This window comes from Pseudomonas sp. DVZ6 (assembly GCF_024259445.1).
GTDB classification, from domain to species: domain Bacteria; phylum Pseudomonadota; class Gammaproteobacteria; order Pseudomonadales; family Pseudomonadaceae; genus Aquipseudomonas; species Aquipseudomonas peradeniyensis.
The window spans coordinates 82,672-103,183 of sequence record NZ_JANCLM010000018.1 but is presented as its reverse complement, the minus strand read 5'-3'; the positions used below and the strand labels follow the sequence as shown (position 1 = coordinate 103,183).

Here is a 20,512-nt window from a genome sequence, read left to right as displayed (position 1 = left end):
GTGATCGAAGCACCTCCGATACCACCTGAAACATTCAACCTTTTGATTAACAAAAGATTTTTCGTTTCGACTACGTCGGAAGTGGGGCGCATTATAAGGGGATCTGAGAGGGCGTCAACCGTTAATTTCATCAAATTGAAATATCGGGGGAAAAGACCGCGTCAGGGCCTCAAGGTGTTCGCCACGACCCTTGCAGCGCCTGTGAGACCGAGCGCCGCCCGCGCGGCGCATCGCGGCACAAGGCCGCTCCTACATTTGTTGCAACGTGCCGAACCTGTCAGGCCATGGTTGCCAGCCTTGTTGGTCCGGCGCGGTTTCGGCGTGGGCACCACTGCCGCTCCGCACGACTTGAGGCATGCACCAAGGCTGGCGCCGCCTCATTCACAGGAATGATTGGCCCGAAACAGATGTAGGAGCGGCCTTGTGCCGCGATGCGCCGCGCGGGCGGCGCTCGATCTCATAGGCGCCAGAGAATCTTCGGCGGACACCTCTGAAACACAACACAACCCCAAGGCAGGCACCTCCCAGCCCTCACACCACCCACCAACCCTATCCCAACCTTGCCAACCCACCCTCCCGTTGCGCACTATATTGCGCACCCTAGCGCGCACAATAATCGGAAACCCCCATGAACACCCCAAACCGCAGCCTGACCGCCACGCTGTTCCCCATCGGTCTGCTGCTGATCGCCATGGCCTCCATCCAGTCCGGGGCATCACTGGCCAAGAGCATGTTCCCCATCGTCGGCGCCCAGGGCACCACTGCCCTGCGCCTTATCTTCGCCAGCGTCATCATGCTTCTGCTACTACGCCCCTGGCGCGCACGCCTGGACGCCAGCACCCTGCGCAGTGTGATCATCTACGGCATGGCCCTGGGCGGCATGAACTTCCTCTTCTATATGTCTTTGCGCAGTGTGCCACTGGGTATCGCCGTCGCCCTCGAGTTCACTGGCCCACTGGCCGTGGCGCTATGGGCCTCGCGACGGGCGCTGGACTTCCTGTGGATCGCCCTGGCGGTCGCCGGCCTGCTGCTGCTGATTCCTGTCGGCCAGACCGGTGGCGGGCTGGACCCAGTCGGTGCCGCCTATGCCCTGGGGGCAGGCGTGTGCTGGGCGCTGTACATCCTCTATGGACAGAAAGCCGGTGCCGAGAACGGCATCCAGACCGCAGCCCTGGGCGTTGTGATCGCCGCGCTGTTCGTCGCCCCCATCGGTATCGTCCACGCCGGCAGTGCCCTGCTGACACCCGCGCTCCTGCCAGTGGCCCTGGGCGTGGCCATTCTGTCGACAGCCCTCCCCTACAGCCTGGAAATGGTCGCCCTGACCCGCATGCCCGCCCGTACCTTCGGCACGCTGATGAGCATCGAACCGGCCTTTGGCGCGTTGTCCGGCCTACTCTTCCTGGGTGAGAAACTCACCCTTTGGCAATGGCTGGCGATTCTTGCCATCATCACCGCGTCGGTGGGGGCGACACTTTCCATGAAACGGGATACAGCACCGCCCGTTGCCGCCGACTGATTTGAGAAATATTTGCATTTAGCTGACCTGCAACCTTGTACCACCCGGCCTGGCTGATTAAGCTGTCACCCAATCATCATCTTGACGCTATCTACTGGGCGGCACATGGACGCCGGGGATCATCAGGGAAGAGGCAAAGCGCAAACGACAGGTCCGTTAAAGCAGTCGGGCCGATAAGGACAGGAATGAAACGTATTTTGCTCATTCTGGGCATCCTGGCCATCGCGGGATGCGCCGCGACAGCCAACACCGAGGTGAAACGGGGGAAGAAGGGCCTGCACATCAACTGCTCGGGGCTCTCCTCGTCGTGGGACAAGTGTTATAGCAAAGCCGCCAGCGCCTGCAGCAGCAAGGGCTACAAGGTCATCGCCCGCTCCGGCGACACCGACGAAGAGCCTGGCGACTATGTATTCGGTATCAACCCCGCCGGTTACACCAGCCGCAGCATGATCGTGATCTGCAAATAACGAAAAGGGCAGCCAAGGGCTGCCCTTTCGCTTTCAGGCCCGCCTGTTTCAGATCGGCGCAGTACGCTGCTCCAACCATGCCAACGCGTCCCCAGCCAGCAACGGGGCCAGCCGTTCGCGCACCGTCTGGTGATAGCGATTCAACCAGGCAATGTCCTCGCTACCGAGCTTCTCGACGAGCAGGCAGCGCGTATCGATCGGGCACAGGGTCAGCGTTTCGAACTCAAGGAACTCACCGAACTCGCTGCTACCCGCCTGGCGGTTGACCACCAGGTTCTCGATGCGCACGCCCCATTCGCCCGACCGGTAGGTCCCCGGCTCGATCGAACTGATCATGCCTGGCTGCATCGCTGTCTGCGGCGCCGGCGCAGCTTGGTAGGCAATCACTTGCGGGCCTTCGTGCACATTCATGAAGTAGCCGACACCATGACCGGTGCCATGACCGTAATCGACCTGATCCGCCCAGATCGGCGCTCGCGCGATGGCATCCAGCAACGGCGAAAGAATGCCTCGCGGGAATCGCGCGCGCGACAACGCGATCATGCCCTTGAGCACCCGCGAGCAGTCGGCCTTCTGTGCCTGGCTAGGCTCACCGATCGGCACCATACGGGTAATGTCCGTAGTGCCCCCCAGGTACTGTCCCCCGGAGTCGATCAACAATAGGCCATTACCCTCGATCACGGCATGGGACTCGTCCGTAGCTCGGTAATGTGGCATCGCGCCATTAGCGTTGTACGCGGCAATGGTCGAAAAGCTCAACGACACATAACCAGGACGACGGGCCCGGGCCGCGCTCAGTTGCTCGTCGATGGTCAGCTCGGTGATCCGCTCCTGCCCCTGGTTCGCCTCGAACCAGGCGAAGAACTCGCACAGCGCCGCGCCATCCTGCTCCATGGCCTGGCGAATATGGACGAGGTCCCCCTCCCCCTTGCGCGACTTGCTCAGGGTAGTCGGGTTGATGCTCTCGACCAGCCGCACCTGCTCGTGCAGGTTGTCCAGCAGGCCACGGGTGACCCGCGCCGGATCTACCAGCAGACTCGCCGCAGCCGGAATCGCGGCCAGCGCGTCATTGACCCCAACGTAGTCGCGAACCTCGATACCATCGGCCGCCAGTACCTGGCGCAGGTGGCTATCGACCTTGTCACGCCCGACAAACAGGAACGCCTTGTCCTGGCTGACCAGGGCGAAGGAAACGAACACGGGGTTGTAGGAGACATCGCTACCCCGCAGGTTGAACAGCCAGGCGATGTCGTCGAGGGTGGCGATGAAATGCCAGTCGGCGCCCTTCTCCCGCAGTGTGCTGCGCAACTCGGCGAGCTTTTGCGCACGGTTGACCGTGGCATGGGGTGGCAGGTGCTGGTACACCGGATTGCCCGGCAGCGAGGGGCGCCCCCCCCACACCTGGTCCAGCAAATCGAGATCCGTGCGCAATGTCGCGCCACGCGCCTGCAGACGCTCGCCCAGTTGCCGCGCCGAGGCCAGGGCCATGACCGCGCCGTCCACCGCGACGGTGCCGGACACTTGCGCACCCAGCCACTCCAGCGCCCCGGGCTCCCCGGGGCGCAGTTTCATCAACTCGATGCCGCTGCCGGCCAGTTCCTTGTCCGCCTGTTCCCAGTAACGACTGTCAGCCCACAGCCCGGCAAAGTCCGCCGTCACCACCAGCGTCCCCACCGAACCAAGGAACCCGGACAGCCACTGCCGACCTTGCCAATAGCCCGGCAGGTACTCGGACAGGTGCGGGTCGGCCGAAGGCACCAGCAGGGCATCCACGCCCTCCCGGGTCATGACCTCGCGCACGCGGGCAAGACGCGCCGGGACGGATTCGTGAAGGGGGGACTGACTGTTCATGCGCACTCCTGCGGATAGGTGTCGACGGGTCCAGGGCGTTGATAATGGAACAGCCGGCTGGCGCCCGCAATCTCCACGACCGTAACAAGGCATGCATTGCCCCAACTGCCCTGACGACCGTCGATCCATCCTCCTGAACTAAACCGGCTGCGGGCCTTCACAACCCTTACATACCGTGCGTACGCGAGGCCGAGCATGCCCCACTCACGCGAACCGAAAAGCGCCGTCGTGCTGCTCGACACCCGCGAGCACACACCCGAGCATGAACGCGCAGTCCACCTGAAGATCGCCGATCACCTGGCGCGTCTGCTGGATGTCGAGCGGGTCGAGCCTTCGCCCACGCAATCCGATGCGACCGGCTACTACTATGTACCGACCCAGACCCTGGTCGATCAGGAGCGTCACGCAGCGCTGGGCATTCACGACGAACAGGATCTGTTCGGTGGCATGGTCAGCCATCCGCACATGGCCACCAAAGCCATCTCCCACCCGCTGCCGGCCGACGCCAGCTTTCCGCCCGGCTGGACCGATGCCTTTGCCCAGCATGCCAGCGACGCCCTGCTGCGCGGCTATACCGTGTTCTCCAGGGCCGACGCCCGCCGCGCCGCCGAACTGCTGCTGCGCGATGGGCCGGTAAGGATCAAGCCGGTACTGGCCTGCGCCGGCCGGGGCCAGGAGGTGATCATCGACAGGCTGGCCCTGGAGCCGCTGCTGGAGGCGATGGATGAACAACAACTGAGCTTGTGGGGATTGGTACTGGAAGAAGACCTCGACGAGGTCGAGACCTTCAGCGTAGGGCAGGTACGCGTGGCCGGGCTAACCTTGAGCTATCACGGCACCCAGCACCTCACCCGCGATCATGCGGGCACCGAGGTGTATGGTGGCTCCGACCTGGTGATCGTGCGCGGCGACTACCAGCAACTGCTGCAACTGCCGCTCGAGGACCACCTGCGCCTGGCCATCAACCAGGCCATGACCTACGAAGAGGCCGCCGAACGCTACTTCCCGGGCTTCATCGCCTCACGTCGCAACTACGACATCGCCCGCGGCCAGGACCATCACGGCCATCTGCGCAGCGGCGTGCTTGAACAGTCCTGGCGCCTGGGCGGTGCCAGCCCCGCCGAGGTCCTTGCGCTGCAGGCCTTCGCCGCCGATCCGGCGCTGCAACGGCTACGCGCCTCGACTCACGAGGTATTCGGCGACACGCAACTGCCCGCCGACGCCACCCTGTTCTATCAGGGCCATGACAGTGAACTTGGACAACTCAGCAAATATGCACGGATACGCGACCATGACCATCGAGAGTGAAACCGTGGAACTGCACGTCGAGGGTGACAGCATCGTCGGCACCCTGGTCAGCCCGGGCAGCCGCATGCCGGGGATCCTCTTCGTCCATGGCTGGGGCGGCAGCCAGCAACGCGACCTGGCCCGTGCCCGGCAGATCACCGGGCTCGGCTGCGTGTGCATGACCTTCGACCTGCGCGGACATGAAAAGACCGAGAGCCAGCGCCTGACCGTCACCCGCGAGCAGAACCTGGCCGACCTGCTGGCCGCCTACGACCGGTTGGCTAGCCACCCGTCGGTCGATCCCGGCGCCATCGCCGTGATCGGCAGCAGCTATGGCGGCTACCTGGCGACCCTGCTCACCCGTCACCGGCCAGTCAAATGGCTGGCGTTGAGGGTACCGGCCCTCTATTGGGACGATGAATGGGAGGCGCCCAAGCAGGCCCTCGACCGCCAGCGGCTCAACGCCTACCGCCTGCGTGACCTCGGGCCGGCCGACAACCGCGCCTTGGCCGCCTGCGCCGAATTCGCCGGCGACGTGCTGCTGGTGGAATCCGAACAGGACGACTATGTGCCGCACAGCACGCTGATGAGCTACCGCTCGGCCTTCGTCGGCGCCCACTCGATGACCCACCGCCTGGTCGACGGCGCCGACCACGCGCTGTCCAGCGAGGAAAGCCAGAAAGCCTACAGCGCCATACTCACGGCGTGGATCAGCGAGATGGTCATCGGCGCGCGCCTGGACCGCTACCCGCACTACGCGCCCTGGTATGCCTGAGTGCTACCCAGCTGACAATGCAGGCCGCCATCGGCGCCACGCACCAGGCTGCGCAGCGTCTGGTACGCGGCGAAGTTCACCCCGCGGGCCTGGTGCTCGCCCAGCAGGTCGAGGAACGGCTCCTCGATGAAGCAGCCGGCGGCGGCGACCCAGGCCTGGCGCGATTGCCAGCGCAGGTGCTGGAGCACTCGACGACCGTCGTCGCTGACCTGGATGCTGACGCTCAGCAGACCATCGCAGCGTTGCGCGAGGTGCTCGCTGCGCACCACCAGGGCCTCGGCCAGGGCGTCCTGGCGCAACGGTGGCACGTCGTACTCGATCATCTGGGTGAACCACAGGGAATGGGTGTTGGCCGCCATGACGCATCTCCTCGTTTCGGGCTCTTGCAGCAGATGGTCGTGGAGGGTAAAACCTCCAGCTAACTCAAGGTCAAGGATTTTATTGCCGATGAAGCCCCCTTCCGCCCAGGAGCGCTTGCTCAGCGTCGGCCAGCTGGCCGCGCGCAGCGGCGTGGCCGTGACCGCCCTGCACTTCTACGAGACCAAGGGACTGATCCACAGCACTCGCAACGCCGGCAACCAGCGCCGCTATCCACGGGCCATGCTGCGCCGGGTGGCGGTGATCAAGATGGCCCAGCGCCTGGGCATCGCCCTGGCCGACATCGCCAGCGCCCTGGAGGCCCTGCCCTGCGATCACACCCCCACTGCCGACGACTGGCAGCGCCTGTCGGCGCGCTGGCGCGACGACCTGAGCCGGCGCATCGACGAGCTGGTGATGCTGCGCGATCAGCTCGACGGCTGCATCGGCTGTGGCTGCATGTCGTTGAAGGAATGCCCGCTGCGCAACCATCACGACCGCCTCGCCGATGAAGGCCCGGGGCCGCACCCAACCACCAGCGAAGCTCAGCCGCTGATGACCGCGAAACGCCGACGGTAATCGCTGGGGGTCATCCCGGTCAGGCGCTGGAACACCTTGCGAAAGGCGCTGGGGTCCTGATAGCCGACGCCCCAGGCGATCTGGTCGACGCTGCGCCGGGTGAACTCCAGCAAGCGGCAGGCCCGGCCGACCCGCACCTGCTGCGCGTATTCGGTGGGACGCAGGCCGGTGGCGGCGCGAAAGCGACGCAGGAAGGTTCGCGGCTCGAGGCCCGCGCAACCGGCCATGTCGGCCAGGCTGGCATCCCGGGCCTCCTCTGCCTGCAACCAGTGCTGCACCTTCAGAACAGCCTCGTCACCATGGTCCAGGCGCGGCTGGAACAGGGCGCCGGGCAACGGCGCCGGCGAGGGCTCGACCGCAAGATAGCGGGCCGTCTCGCGGGCCAGGGTGTGGCCGAGGAAGCGCTCGATCAGGTGCAGGCCGAGGTCGGTCCAGGCCATCAGCCCGGCGGAGGTGACGATGTCGCCGTCGTCGAGCAGCGGCTGGCTGCCCTGTACCCGCACCCTGGGAAAGCGTTCGGTAAGGGCCTGGGCATAGTTCCAGTGGGTGCAGACCGCCCGACCATCCAGCAGGCCGCTGCCGGCCACCAGGAACACACCGATGCACACCGAGGCCAGCACGGTGCCCTGGCTGTGCACCTGGCAGAGCGCGGCGCGATGGGCCTGCAACACCTCGGCCGAAGGGGTCGCCGCCAGGCTCGGCGGAATCATCAGCGCCCGCAGCGCATGGCCGTTCGCCGGCAGGCTGTCATGCACCACCTGCAACTGACCCGCTCCATCGAGCTGCCAATGGGTCACTCGCAGTACTGGCAGATCATGGGCGCCCAGCTGCGCGGCGACCCGGTTGGCCACCGCGAACAGGTCGGTCAGGCCGTGCACCGCCGCGCTCTGCGCGCCGGGATAGATCAGCACGCCGATTTCCAGGCTGTCAGTTTTTGCCGTCATTGTGTCGCTCGCGCCTATCCTCGATCGGGTCGCCCAAGCCTATAACTATCGGCAGTTCATCACTACTGCCGCAGGAGGCACCATGAGCAAGCGCGCCCTGATCATCATCGATATCCAGAACGACTACTTCCCCGGTGGCAAATGGACCCTGGACGGCGCCGAGGCGGCCGCCGACAACGCCGCCCGGTTGCTGGCCGCAGCCCGCGAGCGGAGCGACCTGGTGGTGCATGTGCGCCATGAGTTCGAGAGCGCCGACGCGCCCTTCTTCGTGCCGGGCTCGGTCGGCGCACAGATCCACCCCAAGGTCGCGCCGGCAGCCAGCGAGACGGTAGTGCTCAAGCACAAGGTCAACAGCTTCCGCGACACCCAGCTGAAGGCGCTGCTCGACCAGCACGACATCAAGGCACTGACCATCGCCGGCAGCATGAGCCACATGTGCATCGATGCCGCGACCCGCGCCGCCGCCGACTTCGGCTATGAAGTCAGCGTCGCCCACGATGCCTGCGCAACATTGGCGTTGGAGTTCGACGGCAAGCGGGTGGCGGCGGCCGATGTGCACGCCTCGGCAATGGCCGCGCTGGCGTTCGCCTATGCCAGGGTCGCCAGTACCGACGAGCTGCTGGCCGTTTGAGGGCTCAGATCACCACGTTACGCACGAAACGCACCGGCTCCTGGCCATCGTTGCGGTAGGCGTAGCGGCAGTCGCTGGGGAAGACGAAGAACTCGCCCTTGCCCAGTTGCCGCTCTCCTTCTTCTATGATCAGGGTCAAGCGGCCTTCGCTCACATAGATCTGCTCGCTCCAGCCGGCGGCGTCGGCTTCACTGGCGTAGCACTCGCCCGGGGCCAGGGTCCACTCCCACAACTCGACCTCGCGGCGCGCCGGGCTGCTGCCGAGCAGCACGGCGCGGCTGGCAGGGTGCACACCTGCCCAGGCCAGCTCTTCGATGCGACTGGGGTCGCGCCGGTCCGGCGCCTGGATCAGGGTGCTGAACGCCACCCCCAGCGCTTCGGCGATCAGGTCCAGGGTGGTGAGGCTGACATTCTTCTCGCCGGCCTCGATGGCCACCAGCATCCGCCGGCTGACCCCGGAACGCTCGGCCAGGACGGCCTGGCTCAGGCCGGCGTCGCCACGCAGGCGACGAACGTTCTGGCTGACATGCTGCAGCACCGATGCCCGGTGCTCGGAATCTTTGTGCACTATATTGCTCACTGGTAGGGGATGCGCAGTATACTGCCCACTTTGCGGCGAATTGTGCGCCGCCCCTTCCGAGTGCGCAAGACCATGAGCCAGGCCCCCACCCGCAAACCCACCGTCAGCTTGCGCCTGAGCAAGGCCGAACTGGTGCTGGTGTTCATCACCATGCTCTGGGGTGGCACCTTCCTGATCGTACACAACGTCATGACCGTCAGCGGGCCGATGTTCTTCGTCGGACTGCGCTTTGCCGCCGCCGCGCTGTTCGTCGGCCTGGTGTCGGCCCGTTCGCTGTCGGGGCTGACCTTCATCGAGCTCAAGGCCGGCGTGCTCATCGGCGTGTCGATCATGCTTGGCTACGGCTTGCAGACCATGGGCCTGCAGACCATCAGCAGCAGCCAGTCGGCATTCATCACCGCGCTCTACGTGCCCTTCGTGCCGCTGCTGCAATGGCTGGTGCTGGGCCGGCGCCCGGGCCTGATGCCGAGCCTGGGCATCGGCCTGGCCTTCGTCGGCCTGATGCTGCTGGCCGGCCCCGAGGGCGGCGCGCTGCACTTCAGCGAAGGCGAACTGGTGACCCTGGTCAGCGCCGTGGCGATTGCCGGCGAAATCATCCTGATCAGCCGCTACGCCGGCAAGGTCGATGTGCGCCGGGTCACCGTGGTGCAACTGGCCACCGCCTCGGCGCTGTCGTTCCTGATGATCGTGCCGACCCAGGAGCAACTGCCCGGTTTTTCCTGGCTGCTGCTGGCAAGCGCGGTGGGCCTGGGGGCCATGAGCGCGGTGATCCAGGTGGCGATGAACTGGGCGCAGCAGTCGGTTTCGCCGACCCGCGCTACCCTGATCTACGCTGGCGAGCCGGTGTGGGCCGGTATCGTCGGGCGTATCGCCGGCGAGCGCCTGCCGGGCGTGGCGCTGATCGGCGGGCTGCTGATCGTGCTGGCAGTGGTGGTGAGCGAGCTGAAGATCCGACGCCAGGATGAGGCCAGCGCCTTGCAGGATGATGAGGCGCGCGAGCGCGAGGCGGGATTGTAGGCAAGGCAACCACCCTGTGTAGGAGCGGCCTTGCGCCGCGAAAAGGGCTGCAAAGCAGCCCCGGCGATTGAACACTGAATCCCCGGGGCCGCCATGCGGCCCTTTCGCGGCACAAGGCCGCTCCTACACAGGGAACGCACAACCCCACGGGCACACGATCAGCCGCTATGCTCTGAAAGAAACTGTTATAAAAAAACAGCTTGTCACAGCACATTTGTAGGATCCTGCAAACCCTTGCGTGTTGGTGATCAACCGTCCGGCACGTATGATCCTTGGCAAACTTCTCAGAACAGAACGCTATGTCATTGATTGTGCTATTGCTTCTGCCCTTCCTGGGCAGTTGCCTGGCGGCTGTACTGCCGCACAACGCACGCAACGCCGAGTCCATTCTTGCCGGGCTCGTGGCCCTGGTCGGCACCGTCCAGGTGGCGTTGCTGTACCCCCAGATTGCCGATGGCGGGGTGATCCGCGAAGAGTTCCTCTGGTTACCGAGCCTGGGCCTGAACCTGGTTCTGCGCATGGACGGCTTCGCCTGGCTGTTCAGCCTGCTGGTGCTGGGCATCGGTACCCTGGTGTCGCTGTACGCCCGCTACTACATGTCGCCCCAGGACCCGGTGCCGCGCTTCTTCGCCTTCTTCCTGGCGTTCATGGGTGCCATGCTCGGCCTGGTGATCTCCGGCAACCTGATCCAGCTGGTGTTCTTCTGGGAGCTGACCAGCCTGTTCTCCTTCCTGCTGATCGGCTACTGGCACCACCGCGCCGACGCCCGCCGCGGCGCCTACATGGCGTTGATGGTCACGGGGGCCGGCGGCTTGTGCCTGCTGGTCGGGGCCCTGCTGCTCGGCCATGTGGTCGGCAGCTATGACCTGGACAAGGTCCTGGCTGCCGGCGACACCATCCGCCAGCATGCGCTGTACCCGGTGCTGCTGCCCCTTATCCTGATCGGCGCCCTGAGCAAGAGCGCGCAATTCCCCTTCCAGTTCTGGCTGCCCCATGCCATGGCGGCCCCAACCCCCGTCTCGGCTTACCTGCACTCGGCGACCATGGTCAAGGCCGGGGTGTTCCTGCTGGCCCGCCTGTGGCCGGCGCTGTCGGGCAGCGAGGAATGGTTCTGGATCGTCGGCGGCGCCGGCGCCGCCACCCTGCTGCTCGGCGCCTTCGCCGCGATGTTCCAGAACGACCTCAAGGGCCTGCTGGCCTATTCGACCATCAGCCACCTGGGCCTGATCACCCTGCTGCTGGGCCTGAACAGCCCGCTGGCGGCGGTCGCTGCGGTGTTCCACATCCTCAACCACGCCACCTTCAAGGCCTCGCTGTTCATGGCGGCGGGGATCATCGACCACGAGAGCGGCACCCGTGACATCCGCCGCCTGAGCGGCCTGTTCCGCCTGGTGCCGTTCACCGCGACCCTGGCGATGGTCGCCAGCGCCTCGATGGCCGGCGTGCCGTTGATGAACGGTTTCCTGTCCAAGGAGATGTTCTTCGCCGAGACCGTATTCATCACCTCCACGGCCTGGGTCGAAGCGGCCCTGCCGGTGATCGCCACCCTCGCCGGGACCTTCAGCGTGGCCTACGCGCTGCGCTTCACCGTCGACGTGTTCTTCGGCCCACCGGCCCAGGACCTGCCGCACACGCCCCACGAGCCGCCGCGCTGGATGCGCGCGCCGGTCGAGCTGCTGGTGCTCACCTGCCTGGTGGTGGGCATCTTCCCGGCGCAATCGGTCGGTCCATTGCTGGCAGCAGCCGCGACGCCCGTGGTGGGCGGCGTGCTGCCGGAATACAGCCTGGCCATCTGGCACGGCTGGAACGCGCCGCTGATGATGAGCCTGATCGCCATGACCGGCGGCATCGTGCTCTATCTGCTGTTGCGCAAGCAGCTGCAGCGCGGCCGCTTCCCCCACCCGCCGCTAATCGAGCGCTTCAACGGCAAGCGCCTGTTCGAGCACGGCCTGGTGCGCCTGATGCTGCTGGCCCGCCGCGTCGAGCGCCTGCTGACCACCCGGCGCCTGCAGACCCAGCTGTTCATGCTGGTACTGGCAGCCTTCGTCGCCGGCCTGGTGCCGCTGCTGTACAGCGGCCTGAGCTGGGGCGACCGGCCGAAGATCCCGGGCTCCGGGGTGTTCGTCGCCCTCTGGCTGATCGCCATCGCCTGCGCCATCGGCGCCGCCTACCAGGCCAAGTACCATCGACTGGCGGCCTTGATCATGGTCGGTGTCTGCGGCCTTATGACCTGCATCACCTTCGTCTGGTTCTCCGCGCCGGACCTGGCGCTGACCCAGCTGGCGGTCGAGGTGGTCACCACCGTGCTGATCCTGCTCGGCCTGCGCTGGCTGCCACGGCGTATCGAAGGCGTGTCGCCGCTGCCCGGCAGCCAGGACCGCGCACGCCTGCGACGCCTGCGCGACCTGGTGCTGGCGGTGCTGGTCGGCGGCGGCATGGCGCTGCTGTCCTACGCCATGCTGACCCGCCCGACACCCAACGACATCTCGTCGTTCTACCTCAGCCGCGCCCTGCCCCAGGGCGGCGGCAGCAATGTGGTCAACGTGATGCTGGTGGACTTCCGCGGCTTCGACACCCTCGGCGAGGTCACCGTGCTGGTGGCCGTGGCGCTGACCGTGTTCGCCCTGCTGCGCCGCTTCCGCCCGCCGAAGGAGAGCATGCAGTTGCCGGCCCAGCAGCGTCAGCTGGCGCCGGACGTGGTCACCGACCTGGTCAACCCGCGCCAGGCCACCGACACCGCGCTCGGCTTCATGATGGTGCCGGCCGCCCTGGTGCGCCTGCTGCTGCCAATCGCCCTGCTGGTGTCGATGTACCTGTTCATGCGCGGCCACAACCAGCCGGGCGGCGGTTTCGTCGCCGGCCTGGTGATGTCGGTGGCGTTCATCCTGCAGTACATGGTCGCCGGCACCCAGTGGGTCGAGGCGCAGATGAGCCTGCGTCCGCTGCGCTGGATGGGCACCGGCCTGCTCTGCGCCACCCTCACCGGCGCCGGGGCGATGCTGCTGGGCTATCCGTTCCTGACCACTCACACCGCCCACCTGCACCTGCCACTGCTGGGTGACGTGCACGTGGCCAGCGCGCTGTTCTTCGACATCGGCGTGTACACCGTGGTGGTCGGCTCGACCCTGCTGATCCTCACCGCCCTGGCCCACCAGTCGGTGCGTGCCTACCGCCCCGCCAAGTCCAGCCAAGCAGGAGCCGCCTGATGGAAGAAGTCATTGCAGTCGCCATCGGTGTCCTGGCCGCCTCCGGGGTCTGGCTGGTCCTGCGCCCGCGGACCTACCAGGTGATCATGGGCCTGTGCCTGCTGTCCTACGGGGTCAACCTGTTCATCTTCAGCATGGGCAGCCTGTTCATCGGCAAGGAGCCGATCATCAAGGACGGCGTGCCCCACGACCTGCTGCACTACACCGACCCGCTGCCCCAGGCGCTGGTGCTCACCGCGATCGTCATCAGCTTCGCCATGACCGCGCTGTTCCTGGTGGTGCTGCTGGCCTCCCGCGGCCTGACCGGGACCGACCACGTCGATGGCCGGGAGCGTGAGGAATGAGCGGGATGAACCAACTGATCATCGCGCCGATCCTGCTGCCGTTGATTACCGCATCGTTGATGCTGTTGATCGGCGAGAAGCACCGCTGGCTGAAGGCGCGCCTGAACCTGCTGTCCACCGCCCTCGGCCTGGGCATCGCCGTCACCTTGCTGATGTGGGTGCGCACCCAGGGCCAGGCCGAGTCCATCGGCGTCTACCTGCCGGGCAACTGGCCGGCGCCGTTTGGTATCGCTCTGGTGGTCGATCACCTGTCGGCGCTGCTGCTCACCCTGACCGGCATCGTCGGCCTGAGCGCCCTGCTGTTCGCCCGGGCACGCTGGGACGGCGCCGGGGCCAGCTTCCACGCACTGTTCCAGATCCAGCTGATGGGCTTGTACGGCGCCTTCCTCACCGCCGACCTGTTCAACCTGTTCGTGTTCTTCGAGGTGCTGCTGGCGGCCTCCTACGGCCTGCTGCTGCATGGCTCGGGGCGGGCGCGGGTCAAGGCCGGGCTGCACTACATCGCCATCAACCTGTTCGCTTCCTCGCTGTTCCTGGTTGGTGCGGCCATGCTCTATGGCGTGACCGGCACCCTGAACATGGCCGACCTGGCGCTGAAGGTGCCGCTGGTGCCGGAAGCCGACCGCGGCCTGCTGCATGCCGGCGCGGCGATCCTGGCCATCGCCTTCCTGGCCAAGGCCGGGATGTGGCCGTTGAACTTCTGGCTGGTGCCGGCCTATTCATCGGCCAGCGCGCCGGTGGCCGCGCTGTTCGCAATCATGACCAAGGTCGGGCTGTACGCCATCCTGCGCATGTGGACGCTGCTGTTCTCCGGCCAGGCCGGCGCCTCGGCGTTCTTCGGCGGCGACTGGCTGGTGTACGGCGGCCTGGCGACCCTGGCCGTGGCGGCCATGTCGATCCTCGCCGCCCAGCGCCTGGAGCGCCTGGCGGCCCTGAGCATCCTGATGTCCGCCGGTACACTGCTGGCCGCCGTCGGCTTCGGCCAGTCGATCCTGACCGGCGCCGCGCTGTTCTACCTGGCAAGCTCCACGCTGGCCCTGTGCGCGCTGTTCCTGCTGGCCGAGCTGGTGGAGCGTTCGCGCTCGGCCAACGAGGCGCCACTGGACGAGGAAGAGGATGCGATGCCTTCGCCGCTGGAGTCGCTGCATCCGCCCAAGGGCATCAACCTGGACGACGAGCAGCAGGTGGTGATCGGCCAGATCATTCCCTGGACCATGGCCTTCCTGGGCCTGAGCTTCATCGCCTGCGCCCTGCTGATCATCGGCATGCCGCCGCTGTCGGGCTTTATCGGCAAGCTCAACCTGATCAGTGCGCTGTTCAACCCGCAGGGGCTGGGGGTTGCCCCGGAGCAACCGCTGGGCGCCGCGGGCTGGACCTTGGTCACCCTGCTGGTGCTGTCCGGCATGGCCTCGCTGATCGCCTTCGGCCGTGTCGGCATCCAGCGCTTCTGGAAGCCCGAGGAGCGCCCCTCCCCGGTGTTGCGTCGCTATGAATGCGTGCCCATCGTCATCCTCCTGGGCCTGTGCATCTTCCTCAGCCTCAAGGCCGAGCCGCTGCTGCGCTACACCCAGGACACCGCCGCCAGCCTGCGCACGCCGGAAGCCTACATCAATGCCGTGATGTCGACGCGGCCAGTACCTGGCCCGACCACCGCCGGCCTGGAGGTGCAGCCATGAACCGACTGTTCCCCGCGCCATTGCTGTCCGTTGCGCTGTTCGTGCTGTGGCTGCTGCTCAATCTGTCGGTCAGCCCCGGCAACCTGCTGCTGGGCGCCCTGCTGGGTATCCTCGCGCCGATCCTGATGGCGCCGCTGCGCCCGCAGCATGCCCACGTGCGCCGGCCCTGGGTGATCGCCAAGCTGATTGGCCGGGTCGGCCTCGACGTGATCCATTCCAACCTGCAGGTCGCCCGTGGTGTCCTGCGCGCCGGCAGCACGCCACCGCGCTCGGCGTTCGTGCATATCCCGCTGGACCTGCGCGACGCCCACGGCCTGGCGGCCCTGTCGATGATCACCACCGTGGTGCCGGGCACCATCTGGTCGGAGCTGGCCCTGGACCGCAGCGTACTGCTGCTGCACGTGTTCGACCTGGACGACGAACCAGCATTCATCGAGCACTTCAAACACACCTATGAACGCCCGCTGATGGAGATCTTCGAATGAGCGGCCTGCTTGCCAATGCCGTCCTCGCCAGCCTGTTCATCTTCGCCCTGGCCATGGGCCTGACGCTGATCCGCCTGTTCCGCGGCCCGTCCGCCCAGGACCGGGTACTGGCCCTGGACTACCTGTACATCCTGGGCATGCTGATGATGCTGGTGCTGGGCATCCGCTACGCCAGCGACACCTACTTCGAAGGCGCCCTGCTGATCGCCCTGTTCGGCTTCGTCGGCTCGTTCGCCCTGGCCAAGTTCCTCCTGCGTGGCGAGGTGATCGAATGAACGAATCCGTGGTATTGCCGTTCTGGCTTGAGCTGATCACGGCAGCCCTGCTGCTCATCGGCAGCCTGTTCGCGCTGATCGGCGCCATCGGCCTGGTGCGCCTGAAGGAGTACTTCCAGCGCATGCACCCGCCCGCGCTGGCATCGACCATCGGCGCCTGGTGCGTGGCGCTGGCCTCAATCCTGTACTTCTCGGTGCTCAAGCAGAGCCCGGTGCTGCATGCCTGGCTGATTCCGATCCTGCTGTCGATCACCGTGCCGGTGACCACCCTGCTGCTGGCCAGGGCCGCGCTGTTTCGCAAGCGCACCTCGGGCGAGGACGTACCGGAGGAAGTCAGCAGCGGGCGTGATCGCGGGAACTGAAGTGGCCTCAAGCCACGCACGCCCGTTGTAGGAGCGGCCTTGCGCCGCGAATGGGCCGGAAAGCGGCCCCAGGGTTTCAGCGTTGACGCATAAATTGCCGGGGCTGCTTTGCAGCCCTTTCGCGGCGCAAGGCCGCTCCTACAGGGGAATGCGCAACCCCAACCGTCAGGCCTGGCTCAAGCGCTGCAGCTCGCGTCGCACCATGGCGACGAAGGGCGGTGGGCTCATCTGGTAGAGCTCGCCGGCCACCCAGCCCAGCCACGCCCCCTGCAGTTCATCCCGGCGCGCCAGCAGGCGCTCGGCCTGCTCGAGGGCCCGGGCCTGATGCTCACGGTGGAAGTCGGCCCGCGAGGCGGGCGTGTCCTCGTCGCTCACTCGCTGGCCTTGAAGGTGGTCAGCTCGCCCTTGCGCCACTTGGCGACCTTGCCGGTCACCGCCTTGAGCAGCTTGCCCAGGCCTTCCTGGACCTGCTGCTGGGCCGCGAACACCAGCATCACGCCCTGCCCTTCACGGAACACGATGGCCTCGCCTTCCGGCACCGAAACGAAGGCGTAGTCGCCCTGCCCGTACACATTGAACTTGATCTCGCGAAAACGCAGTTCGAGCTTGCCGCCTTCGCGGCTGGGCAGCACCGCGGCGCGGAAGTGGTCACCCACTTTCAGCTCAAGGCGCTGTTTGTCATCGACCACCATGGCGTCATCGGTATCGATCTCGGCCATGTACAGGCCGTCGGGGTTCTGCTCGGTGACATACACGAAGCGCCCCTGGAACAACTTGACCAGCTTGGCGCGCAAATCGCCCAGGGCAAACAACGCATGGGTATCCAGAGTACTGACTGCCAATGAAAAGCTCCTCACATCAATTACAGCAAGCCGCACCGCACACGCCGCTGGGCGTTGGGGTGGCAGCCACACAAAGTCGAAGTCCAAAGGACCATGGATTCAATAAGCGAAGATCCACGCACACGAACGATACGCCAAGCAGGGAACACTTCCCCGCTGGAACATCCGGCGTGCTTCGGCAAACTATCCGCAAATAGGAAACGTATAACCTGACGGCAAAGGGGTCAGGAAGATGCGACTACTGAGGGCGACACTTCAGCATGAGTGTGCCCCAACCCTTCGTCGCGCATTACAGGTACAGGAATATGCACGAAAACACCGAATTCCGTCGAGAGGCAAGTAACATTTCTTGGCGTACGGCTATGCCAGGCACATCCCGATACAGCGTTGTGGCCGCCGGTATCGGCTTCTTTCACATCACTGAAATCACCTCTGGCAAGGTCCGCGGATTCCGCCAGCGCTACCAGGACGCCTGGGAGCTTGCACGCCACCTGGAGCGCTGAAGCTTCACGCCGCCTGGCTCCTGCCCAGTTGCTGTTGCCATGCAGCCTGGCACTCCAGGGCCTCGTCACGGCTGGCGAAGGCCGTGCCACGACGTTCGCCGTCAACCAGTACCACCCAGCACGCCCTTTTGCCCAGGGCCTGCAAGGACCGTGGCACACCACTGCCGATCATCACGGCCACATCGACTCGGCTAGTCATCATCCCCTCCGGAATTTAATTAGCAACCTAACGATGTGCGCATGATACGACCTGGGTACCCCACGAATAAAGCGCAAGGCGGTACAGCAGTGTTGCACTCCAGGCAACAAATCGCCTCAATCGAGCCCGGGTTCAGGCCGGTACCCCAGGCGCAGGCCACCCCAGTGTCGTCCCGCGACGAAGATCGGCACCGACAGGTCGTGCATCAGCTCACCAGTGTCTCGCGTGTAGGTTTGCAGCAGCACCCGCTGCTGGTGACTGCCGCAGCGAGCGCCGGTACGATCATCGAACATGCGCTTGCTGCGGTTGTGCGCCGTGTCATGGGCGGCATCGCCGGTCAGCGGCTGGTTGAACGCATTGTTGTGGGTCGGCACGTAGCCCTGCTGGGTACAGGCAATGGCGTAGACCATACCGTCGTGCTGCAGCAACGGCTCCTGGAGCTGCGGCAACACCGTGTCGGTATAGTGGTCGAAGCGCGTACTGAAACGTGGTGGCTGCATGCCGGCAATCGGCCGGTACTGGCGATCGAACAGATCGTCCAGGCCGATGCGCCCCTGTTCGATATCCGTCTCGAAACATTCGCCGATCTGCCGCGCGCCCGCCTGCGCCAGTTCGAATACCCGCTGGTGGTAGGCGTCCAGGCCGACCTCGGCCAGCCGTTCGCTCAGGCTTTCCACCTGGCCCTCCATCTGCACCGCTGCCTTGGCCAGGCGCCGGGTCTGCTGGTCGCTGACCTCCAGGTCGCCGCGCACCTGGGCCACGGCCTGGAACAGGGTGTCGAGCTGAGCCTGGTTGACCTGCGTGCCCCCGGCGATCTCGCTCACCTGCCCCTCGACACTGGCCGCCAGGCTGGCAATCTGCGCCAGTTGCCCGCCAGCCTGCTCGACCTGGCCGACCCCCTTGCCCAGGTCCTCGGCCAGCGTGCGGATCTGCGCCACCACCTGGGCGGTGCGCGCCTGGATGTCCGCAACCATCTGGCCGACCTCCTCGGTGGCACTGGCGGTACGCCCGGCAAGGCCGCGCACCTCGTCGGCCACCACCGCGAAGCCACGGCCATGCTCGCCGGCCCGCGCCGCCTCGATGGCGGCGTTGAGCGCCAGCAGGTTGGTCTGGCTGGCAATGCCCTGGATCACCAGGGTGACCCGGGCGATATCCTCGCTGCGCTGATGCAGGGCCTCGATCAGCTCGCGACTGGCCGAAGCGCGCACACTGAGCTCGCGCATGCACTGGATGGACTCGGCCAGCACCTCGCTGCCGACCACGCTGCTGCCGTGGGCGGAACGAGCGGCTTGCAGCGCCTGCTGGCTGAGCTGGGCAGTCTGCTCCTCGGTGGTGATCATGATCTCGGCACTGCCGACGATCTCCTGGGCAGCCCCCAGTTGCGACTGCACCCGGGCCGCCAGTTGCTGCACCGAATGCGCCACTGCGGCGGCCGACAAAGCATTGTGGCTGGTGCCGCGGGCCAGTTCCTGGAGCAGCGTGCCGTCCTGGGCCGGCGTCGATACCGGCTGCACGGCGGCCACCTTGCGCCCACGCGGCAGCCACAGCACCGCCAGCGCCATCGGCAAGGCCAGGTACAAGGGCAGCCCGGTGAACGCCATGGCCGCCAACACCGCGCACAGCGCGACGCCCTGCAACAGGGCGACGGCGGCCCCCGCACGGGTCGGGGTGGCCTGCGGCGCTGCGCCGGCCGGCAGAGATCCTTCTCGCATCATTGTCGTGGTCCATCCGCATGTCGTTATTGTGACGTCATTAAACGCCACTATAACGCCATTATCCACGCTCACTTGGATGCAGCCGGCCACCCGTTGATACAGGGCAAGAAAACACGAAGGCCCCAGGGATCGCTCCGTGGGGCCTTGCGCAAGGCGTTGGATCAGATCTGCCGCTGGTGGCGGTCGAGCTGCTCGTGACGCTCCTGGGCTTCGATGCAGTACTTGGTGGTCGGGCTGATCAGCAGGCGCTTCAGGCCGATCGGCTCACCGCTGTCGTCGCACCAGCCGAAGCTTTCGTCGGCGATGCGGTCCAGGGCCATCTCCAGCTGCGGCAGCAGGCGCTGGTCGCGGTCGATGGCGTTGACCAGCCAGGTGCGTTCTTCCTCGACCGACGCCACGTCAGCCGGATCCGAGGGGCTGTCCAGGCTTTCGATGGAGGTGCGGCTGAGTTCGATGCGCTCGTGCGTTTCGACTTTCATCGCTTGCAGCAGCTTGGTGAAGAACGCGAGCTGTTCGGCGTTCATGTAGTCATCGGCCGACATGGCCAGCAACTGTTCCTTGGTCATCGATTTCTCTATGAAAAAATGTGCATTGGGCGATTCGGGTGCCGCCGACGAAGCTTCGTCGGCCGCGGAATTCTTCAAGCGCCAACCGGCACTCTTTTACAGGGGGCGGCAGTCTAAGGTGCCGCGCCCGAGTGGGCAACAGAAATGACGGCGGATTTGGCCGAAACAGGTTGGGAATCCGCTGACTGGCACCGTGGAATAGTACGGATTGCGCGCCTGCAAGACGCCATTGGGTAATATGCCGAAATAATAATGGTTCTCTCGGGTAGTAGCCAGCTAGCGCACGAAACAGCAGGAAAACGCGCTTGATAGCGGCCCTCACAACGACCCGAAGC

22 protein-coding genes are annotated in these 20,512 nt (G+C 65.8%); 13 read left to right on the top strand and 9 right to left on the bottom strand.

Annotated elements, in window-relative coordinates:
- The first annotated feature begins 628 nt into the window (after nucleotides 1-628).
- Together rhtA and NMG10_RS12820 are read left to right on the top strand one after the other, a co-directional pair.
- A complete protein-coding gene (gene rhtA, locus NMG10_RS12825) occupies nucleotides 629-1,516 on the top strand; it encodes a threonine/homoserine exporter RhtA (RefSeq protein WP_203651943.1) in 888 nt (295 codons plus the stop codon).
- A 185-nt stretch (nucleotides 1,517-1,701) separates the two neighbouring features.
- Nucleotides 1,702-1,983, top strand: a complete 282-nt coding sequence (locus tag NMG10_RS12820; RefSeq protein WP_186714886.1) for a hypothetical protein — start codon at nucleotides 1,702-1,704, stop codon at nucleotides 1,981-1,983.
- Between the two features lie 48 nt (nucleotides 1,984-2,031).
- On the opposite strand, the gene NMG10_RS12815 is transcribed toward NMG10_RS12820, so the two are convergent.
- On the bottom strand, nucleotides 2,032-3,834 hold the full coding sequence (locus NMG10_RS12815; RefSeq protein ID WP_232856323.1) for an aminopeptidase P family protein: 1,803 nt from the start codon (nucleotides 3,832-3,834) through the stop codon (nucleotides 2,032-2,034).
- 195 nt (nucleotides 3,835-4,029) lie between these two features.
- Here NMG10_RS12815 and NMG10_RS12810 point away from each other — a divergent pair, with 195 nt between their 5' ends.
- Both NMG10_RS12810 and NMG10_RS12805 read left to right on the top strand, forming a co-directional pair.
- Entirely contained in the window at nucleotides 4,030-5,142 is a 1,113-nt protein-coding gene (locus NMG10_RS12810; protein ID WP_254464478.1) for a DUF3182 family protein, read from the top strand.
- Complete coding sequence (locus NMG10_RS12805; protein ID WP_203651938.1) at nucleotides 5,126-5,896, top strand: S9 family peptidase; 771 nt, start codon at nucleotides 5,126-5,128, stop codon at nucleotides 5,894-5,896. Before NMG10_RS12810 ends, NMG10_RS12805 begins: the two co-directional genes overlap by 17 nt.
- Here the strand turns inward: NMG10_RS12805 and NMG10_RS12800 are convergent.
- Entirely contained in the window at nucleotides 5,875-6,255 is a 381-nt protein-coding gene (locus NMG10_RS12800) for an antibiotic biosynthesis monooxygenase (RefSeq protein WP_203651937.1), read from the bottom strand. The two genes, NMG10_RS12805 and NMG10_RS12800, sit on opposite strands and share 22 nt — an antisense overlap.
- An 88-nt stretch (nucleotides 6,256-6,343) precedes the next feature.
- Between NMG10_RS12800 and soxR the strand changes: the two genes are divergently transcribed.
- The gene (soxR, locus tag NMG10_RS12795) at nucleotides 6,344-6,832 is read left to right on the top strand and encodes a redox-sensitive transcriptional activator SoxR (protein ID WP_203651936.1); all 489 of its coding nucleotides are present in this window, start codon (nucleotides 6,344-6,346) and stop codon (nucleotides 6,830-6,832) included.
- Here the strand turns inward: soxR and NMG10_RS12790 are convergent.
- Entirely contained in the window at nucleotides 6,799-7,776 is a 978-nt protein-coding gene (locus tag NMG10_RS12790; protein ID WP_254464477.1) for a GlxA family transcriptional regulator, read from the bottom strand. The genes soxR and NMG10_RS12790 overlap by 34 nt on opposite strands.
- An 82-nt stretch (nucleotides 7,777-7,858) precedes the next feature.
- On the opposite strand from NMG10_RS12790, the gene NMG10_RS12785 reads away from it, so the two are divergent.
- The gene (locus NMG10_RS12785; protein WP_254464476.1) at nucleotides 7,859-8,407 is read left to right on the top strand and encodes a cysteine hydrolase family protein; all 549 of its coding nucleotides are present in this window, start codon (nucleotides 7,859-7,861) and stop codon (nucleotides 8,405-8,407) included.
- A gap of 4 nt (nucleotides 8,408-8,411) precedes the next feature.
- Here NMG10_RS12785 and NMG10_RS12780 read toward each other — a convergent pair whose 3' ends face one another.
- Nucleotides 8,412-8,975, bottom strand: coding sequence for a helix-turn-helix domain-containing protein (locus NMG10_RS12780; RefSeq protein WP_254464475.1), 564 nt, complete (start codon nucleotides 8,973-8,975; stop codon nucleotides 8,412-8,414).
- 84 nt (nucleotides 8,976-9,059) lie between these two features.
- Between NMG10_RS12780 and NMG10_RS12775 the strand changes: the two genes are divergently transcribed.
- From NMG10_RS12775 to NMG10_RS12745, 7 genes are all read left to right on the top strand, one after another.
- Complete coding sequence (locus NMG10_RS12775) at nucleotides 9,060-10,004, top strand: DMT family transporter (protein ID WP_254464474.1); 945 nt, start codon at nucleotides 9,060-9,062, stop codon at nucleotides 10,002-10,004.
- A 299-nt stretch (nucleotides 10,005-10,303) separates the two neighbouring features.
- Nucleotides 10,304-13,210, top strand: a complete 2,907-nt coding sequence (locus NMG10_RS12770; protein ID WP_254464473.1) for a monovalent cation/H+ antiporter subunit A — start codon at nucleotides 10,304-10,306, stop codon at nucleotides 13,208-13,210.
- Nucleotides 13,210-13,554 carry a Na+/H+ antiporter subunit C gene (locus NMG10_RS12765; protein WP_028690551.1) on the top strand — a complete coding sequence of 115 codons (345 nt, stop codon included), beginning with the start codon at nucleotides 13,210-13,212 and terminating at the stop codon, nucleotides 13,552-13,554. Before NMG10_RS12770 ends, NMG10_RS12765 begins: the two co-directional genes overlap by 1 nt.
- Nucleotides 13,551-15,230: a monovalent cation/H+ antiporter subunit D gene (locus NMG10_RS12760; protein WP_234560489.1), complete on the top strand. Its 1,680-nt coding sequence runs from the start codon at nucleotides 13,551-13,553 to the stop codon at nucleotides 15,228-15,230. Before NMG10_RS12765 ends, NMG10_RS12760 begins: the two co-directional genes overlap by 4 nt.
- Complete coding sequence (locus NMG10_RS12755) at nucleotides 15,227-15,715, top strand: Na+/H+ antiporter subunit E (RefSeq protein WP_203651929.1); 489 nt, start codon at nucleotides 15,227-15,229, stop codon at nucleotides 15,713-15,715. Before NMG10_RS12760 ends, NMG10_RS12755 begins: the two co-directional genes overlap by 4 nt.
- Nucleotides 15,712-15,990: a K+/H+ antiporter subunit F gene (locus tag NMG10_RS12750; protein ID WP_011534656.1), complete on the top strand. Its 279-nt coding sequence runs from the start codon at nucleotides 15,712-15,714 to the stop codon at nucleotides 15,988-15,990. Before NMG10_RS12755 ends, NMG10_RS12750 begins: the two co-directional genes overlap by 4 nt.
- A complete protein-coding gene (locus NMG10_RS12745) occupies nucleotides 15,987-16,352 on the top strand; it encodes a Na+/H+ antiporter subunit G (RefSeq protein ID WP_203651928.1) in 366 nt (121 codons plus the stop codon). Before NMG10_RS12750 ends, NMG10_RS12745 begins: the two co-directional genes overlap by 4 nt.
- Before the next feature lie 165 nt (nucleotides 16,353-16,517).
- On the opposite strand, the gene NMG10_RS12740 is transcribed toward NMG10_RS12745, so the two are convergent.
- From NMG10_RS12740 to NMG10_RS12720, 5 genes are all read right to left on the bottom strand, one after another.
- Complete coding sequence (locus tag NMG10_RS12740) at nucleotides 16,518-16,727, bottom strand: hypothetical protein (protein ID WP_203651927.1); 210 nt, start codon at nucleotides 16,725-16,727, stop codon at nucleotides 16,518-16,520.
- On the bottom strand, nucleotides 16,724-17,194 hold the full coding sequence (locus tag NMG10_RS12735; protein ID WP_028690546.1) for a hypothetical protein: 471 nt from the start codon (nucleotides 17,192-17,194) through the stop codon (nucleotides 16,724-16,726). Before NMG10_RS12735 ends, NMG10_RS12740 begins: the two co-directional genes overlap by 4 nt.
- A gap of 507 nt (nucleotides 17,195-17,701) precedes the next feature.
- Entirely contained in the window at nucleotides 17,702-17,896 is a 195-nt protein-coding gene (locus NMG10_RS12730; RefSeq protein ID WP_203651925.1) for a hypothetical protein, read from the bottom strand.
- Nucleotides 17,897-18,012: 116 nt separating this feature from the next.
- A complete protein-coding gene (locus tag NMG10_RS12725) occupies nucleotides 18,013-19,497 on the bottom strand; it encodes a methyl-accepting chemotaxis protein (RefSeq protein WP_232856388.1) in 1,485 nt (494 codons plus the stop codon).
- A 275-nt stretch (nucleotides 19,498-19,772) separates the two neighbouring features.
- Nucleotides 19,773-20,177 carry a TraR/DksA family transcriptional regulator gene (locus NMG10_RS12720; RefSeq protein ID WP_050704989.1) on the bottom strand — a complete coding sequence of 135 codons (405 nt, stop codon included), beginning with the start codon at nucleotides 20,175-20,177 and terminating at the stop codon, nucleotides 19,773-19,775.
- Nucleotides 20,178-20,512: the final 335 nt, after the last annotated feature.